The 278-nt window shown below is 47.8% G+C and carries 1 protein-coding gene; it reads right to left on the minus strand.

Annotation, left to right across the window (positions count from 1 at the left end):
* Nucleotides 1-278, minus strand: a 278-nt coding sequence (locus IQR33_RS33785; protein ID WP_265575800.1) for an alpha-amylase family glycosyl hydrolase, incomplete at both ends; no start/stop codon positions are given.

Raw genomic sequence — 278 nt, forward strand, 5'->3', positions numbered from 1 at the left:
CTATCACCGTATTTGATGTAGTCGTTGAAGCTGTGCCAGCTTTGTCCTGATTTTGGCTGCCAGTCGGTCCATTTTTCACCAAGGACTTGTTTGGCTTCTTGGTCATCAAGGTAAAGCTGACCAAAGCCGAATTCCTGCATGTCTGCTAATGTCGCATAACCTGTGTGGTTCATGACTACATCCCAAATCACGCGGATACCTTTCTTGTGGGCGGTATCGACGAAGGTTCTGAGTTCATCTTCGGTACCCATGTTGGCATCAAGCTTGGTCCAGTCTTG

The organism is Vibrio sp. OPT46 (assembly GCF_015163535.1).
Taxonomy (GTDB): domain Bacteria; phylum Pseudomonadota; class Gammaproteobacteria; order Enterobacterales; family Vibrionaceae; genus Vibrio; species Vibrio alginolyticus.